We start from the raw sequence: 4,186 nt of genomic DNA, 5'->3' as shown, positions 1-4,186 counted from the left end.
GCAGGCCAAAGGACAAACTGTAATCCGTGATGCCGAAGAGCTAAAAGTAAAAGAGACGGACCGTATTGCCACGGTGGTGAGTCAACTGTCCAAATTCGGCGCTAGGCTGACACCTACTGATGACGGAATGATCATCGAAGGGAAGACGGGATTGACAGGGGCTGTCATCGATAGCATGGGGGATCACCGAATTGGCATGGCGATGGCGATCGCAGGTCTCGTTGCCAAGGGGGAGACGACAATCGAAAATGATGATGCGATTGATGTATCGTTCCCTGGCTTCCATGACTTGCTTGTGAAAATCAGCCAATAATGGAAGAATGGAAGAGAAGTCTGTTCCTATATAGGGTAGCAGGCTTCTTTTTTTGTGGGAGGACAAAGCGTTCCGAATTTTAGCAAAAATGATTTGACAAGCGCTTACATTCCGTTTATTATAAAACTACAGTATGGTTTCTCTCCACTCCTATCCAATATAAGAAAGCACGTGTGTGCTACCGTCGTTTGAATGCGCTTACATCAACGGCGGTCTTTTTTTGTTTAAAAGCGGTTTGGCTCAAATGAGTACTTTTTCCCCTTTTTGTGCATATGCTCGTACAAGGGTAGTGTGTGCAAGAGAAGTGGGAGGGGGACGAGCTATGCTGGAGCAAGGGATGGTCATACGCGGGGGAACGATTGTCACAGCACGGGGAATGAAAGAGGCAGATATTTGGATCCGTCATGGGAAAATTGTTCGAATTGCTAAAGATACCCTGACGAAAAACCCCTTCAACGATTTATATGAAGAAATAGATGCTAGCGGTATGTATCTTTTGCCCGGTTTTGTCGCACTCCTGACACATTCGTTGTATAAAATCAAAGATGTAGATGTTTATATAGAAGCCATGCGAAATCTCATCAGCTCGGGATGTACAAGCCTGGTGGACGTCTTCCGGCCAGAGCGATGGATGAGCAGACCGCAAATTCACTATCAACAAACCCAGCATTTCAACAGTTTGTTGGATTATGTTTGGCATGTAGAAATCGATGTCGCCGATCTTCACGGTGACCGCTTAGCGGATTGGATGAGCCATGGCTATTCTTCGTTTCATGTCACGATTCGAAATCCAGAAGAAATTTCCACAATAAAATGGGAAACGCTTTTGCAACTTCATACGTCTAAACATACGATCCTGCACATGCAGGTGCAAAATGACCCGTTTTTAAAAAAAGAACAACGGGAACTCATTCGACAGATTTGGATGGAGGCTACCCGTTATTGGCGGTTGCGTACTGTCATTACAGATGCTCAAGCGGCCTTTCATTTTGAAGAAAATGACCCGTACCTGCATATCTTTCGTTTGCCGGCTGAAGTGACGGATCAAGGTCTTCGTCAATTGCATCGTCAATGGTTTGGGAGCTGGCAAGTAGCGTCTCCGATTCACGATGTGCGGATTGATACACGAAAGAGCTGGTGTACGCCTGAAGAATTGCTTTGCTTAGTAGTCAGGCTCGCTTCGACAAATGTTGCAAAAGCAATTGGACTGTATCCGCGAAAAGGAAGCTTGACAACTGGCGCAGACGCTGATATCGTTTTCCTGAAAAAGGAAAACTGGTTGACAAAGAATGATCTTTCCACTATTCTCAATTTTAGTGAAATGCATCTTCCAACATCTGTTATGTCGAACGGTAAATGGATATATCGAAATATGCGATTTATCCCTTTGGTTGGTATGGGTAAGTGCTTATTCGACACGAAGCCCTACGCTTATGTCATATAACCCCGGTTTGGGGNNTCCAGTAGACAGACGAGAAAAAGAATCGTAAGGTCGCGCAACTTTTTACATCCCCAGCAGTCTAATTATGCAAAAGGCCGCTGAGGGATCGGAATCGCAAGGAGGTAATCTCTGATCATGACCGATTCCCAGCTTATCCGAGAGATTAAAGAAGGTAATCTGGAATGCTATGCTGAACTGATTCGTCGATATGAAAAAAAGATCCTCTCATTTGTCACTCATCTTTTGCGTCAGGCACATTTAGAGCATATAGCGGAGGATATATGTCAGGAGACGTTTTACAAGGCGTATAAGAGCATTCATTCTTTCCGAGATGTAGAAGCTACATTCTCCACCTGGCTCTATACGATTGCACGCAACTCCGTACTCAGTGAATTGCGCAAGAGCCGCAATTCTGACGTGTATCTGGATGATACGTTGCAAGTGCCTATGGCATCTCCCAAGACATTGCCTGAGCAAGTTTTGCTCCGGAATGAACGGGAGAGCATGGTAAGACTGGCAATCAACAGCTTGCCAGAGAAGCAACGCTCAGCGCTGATATTACGCGAGTACGAACAAATGGATTACACAGAAATCGCTACAATTCTGGATTTAACAGTGAGCTCTGTGAAGTCTCTACTGTTTCGAGCGCGGCAAAGTATTCGTGGACAGTTGGAAAACTACATCCTGGACCCTCATTTGGATGAAGCTGAAGGGATGAATCGATGATGAGATGTGAAGAAGTCCAGGAAATTCTGCCTGAATACGCCGAAAATCTGTTGCCTGAGGTGACCCAACGCCGGGTTGATCACCATATGGCAGCATGCTATGCCTGTCGTTCCGACTATGAGATTTGGTCGGACAGTGGTGAGTGGATGGAAATGGATAAAGAAGAATACCATTCTGTAACTCCATCTCGTTCCATTGTAGACGCGGTGATGGCCCGTATTTTATCGGAAGAGCAGTGGGCGATCCCAATTGGCAGAAAGATTTTCAGTGTGACAGCGAGAATGCGACGCATGGCTGCGAGTGTTGCTGTTTTGTTGCTGATGGTCTTTTCGTTCACTTTATATGTGAATACCAGTACCACGGAGCATGCGAATTCGCTTGTGATTAACGGAGAAGTTATGGAGATTAACACGCCAAAAGCGCAAGTTATTTCTTCTTCCATGCAAACAGATGACGGTACATATGTGGTAGAGGCTCAGGCATATACGTCGCAAGAAGATTCGCTGGAACATGCTACTGCTTCGATCGTACCGCTCGATGGGAAGCCGACTTCTACTGATTTAGCCAAACCGAATTACAGCATTGTACTTAGTATTTTTGGAATCCTTATTACTGTTCTTACAATGAGCTGGCTAACGCGAGCATAATGGTATATGATCAAGAGTAAAAGAAAAGACCGTCTTCGGACGGTCTTTTGTGGCTATTTTATTAGAGTGGTTGTTCAACAAACGTGTAGAGCAACAGGGCCACGCAAAATACATATGAGGTGAAAGAAATGCCGAAAAAGTGGCTGTATGTCATAGACGAAGCGATCAAGCGGATTGAAAACGATGAAGTGGAGTTGGGCTTGACCGCTCTGCAAAAGGTTCAAGAGCATGGAAAAGATTTGCCGGATGTCATGATGTATTTGGCAGAGGTCTGGTATCGACTCGGTCATTTGGAAGAGGCGAGTCAGTTGCTGACAGATGTCATGGCCAAAAATCCGCAAATGGAGTCCTTTTTGCGCAGAGAATGCCAGCTGCTACTAGCGGAGATTGCTTTGGATTCCAGTGATTTTGAGACGGCGCAGCATCTTCTCTATGAATGTAAAGAATCTGGCTTTGAAAGCATCCAGCTTGACTTGTTGCTAGCGGATCTGTATTCACTCCAAGATTTAGATGAAGTGGCGGTCAAGTATTTGGAGCAAGCAAGACTGAAGGAGCCAGACAACCAGGATATTATGGCAGCACTGGGTAACTTGTATTTCCGTATTGGAGAAGACGAGAAAGCAATGAAGCTCCTCGAACAAGCAGGGGATGAAAGTCTGTCTATGCTTTTGACAAAGGGCCGCTCGTACGCACAAAGCGGTCAATTCGAACAGGCCTACCAGGTATTCCGTCAGGCACTGGTCATGGATCGTTCGCCAGAAGTACTCTACGGATGTGCACTGATGGCATTCCACGTAGGACGACTGGATGAAGCAGCAGAATTGGTCAGCAGTTTGCAAGCGGTTGACGAGGAGTATGTGTCAGCTTATCCATTAGCTGCAGATGTGAATCTTTCGATGGGGAAAACAGAAGCGGCTATTGAGGCGCTGAAGCAATATGTATCGTTGTCGGGTTTCGATTTGGATCAGATCCGCAGGCTGATTGCCCTTTTGACTCAAGCCGGGCGCTATGAGGAAGCGAAGGAATACCAACAGCTTCACGACCAGTGGGACCATGAAT

At 45.8% G+C, this 4,186-nt stretch carries 4 protein-coding genes and 1 pseudogene; all 5 read left to right on the top strand.

The features are described 5' to 3' along the window. Positions 1-313, top strand: a pseudogene (locus tag C7R94_RS25115) (3-phosphoshikimate 1-carboxyvinyltransferase); the annotation flags it as partial. A gap of 322 nt (positions 314-635) precedes the next feature. Beyond that, entirely contained in the window at positions 636-1,757 is a 1,122-nt protein-coding gene (locus C7R94_RS25110; RefSeq protein WP_106785411.1) for an amidohydrolase family protein, read from the top strand. 132 nt (positions 1,758-1,889) lie between these two features. Beyond that, on the top strand, positions 1,890-2,480 hold the full coding sequence (locus C7R94_RS25105; RefSeq protein ID WP_007716581.1) for an RNA polymerase sigma factor: 591 nt from the start codon (positions 1,890-1,892) through the stop codon (positions 2,478-2,480). Continuing rightward, on the top strand, positions 2,477-3,127 hold the full coding sequence (locus C7R94_RS25100; RefSeq protein WP_047069003.1) for a zf-HC2 domain-containing protein: 651 nt from the start codon (positions 2,477-2,479) through the stop codon (positions 3,125-3,127). The genes C7R94_RS25105 and C7R94_RS25100 overlap by 4 nt, the downstream gene beginning before the upstream one ends. A 128-nt stretch (positions 3,128-3,255) precedes the next feature. Then, a partial coding sequence (locus C7R94_RS25095; RefSeq protein WP_106785410.1) for a tetratricopeptide repeat protein occupies positions 3,256-4,186 on the top strand: 931 nt, incomplete at its 3' end.

It is taken from the genome of Brevibacillus sp. NRRL NRS-603 (assembly GCF_003013445.1).
GTDB classification, from domain to species: domain Bacteria; phylum Bacillota; class Bacilli; order Brevibacillales; family Brevibacillaceae; genus Brevibacillus; species Brevibacillus formosus.
Note: the sequence above shows the minus strand (reverse complement) of the source record. Positions and strands in the feature narration are given on the sequence as shown.

What these genes read in the sequence shown, in the direction of transcription:
- C7R94_RS25100 (WP_047069003.1), top strand. Translation starts at nt 2,477, where the DNA reads ATGATGAGATGTGAAGAAGTCCAGGAAATTCTGCCTGAATACGCCGAA.
- C7R94_RS25110 (WP_106785411.1), top strand. Translation starts at nt 636, where the DNA reads ATGCTGGAGCAAGGGATGGTCATACGCGGGGGAACGATTGTCACAGCA.
- C7R94_RS25105 (WP_007716581.1), top strand. Translation starts at nt 1,890, where the DNA reads ATGACCGATTCCCAGCTTATCCGAGAGATTAAAGAAGGTAATCTGGAA.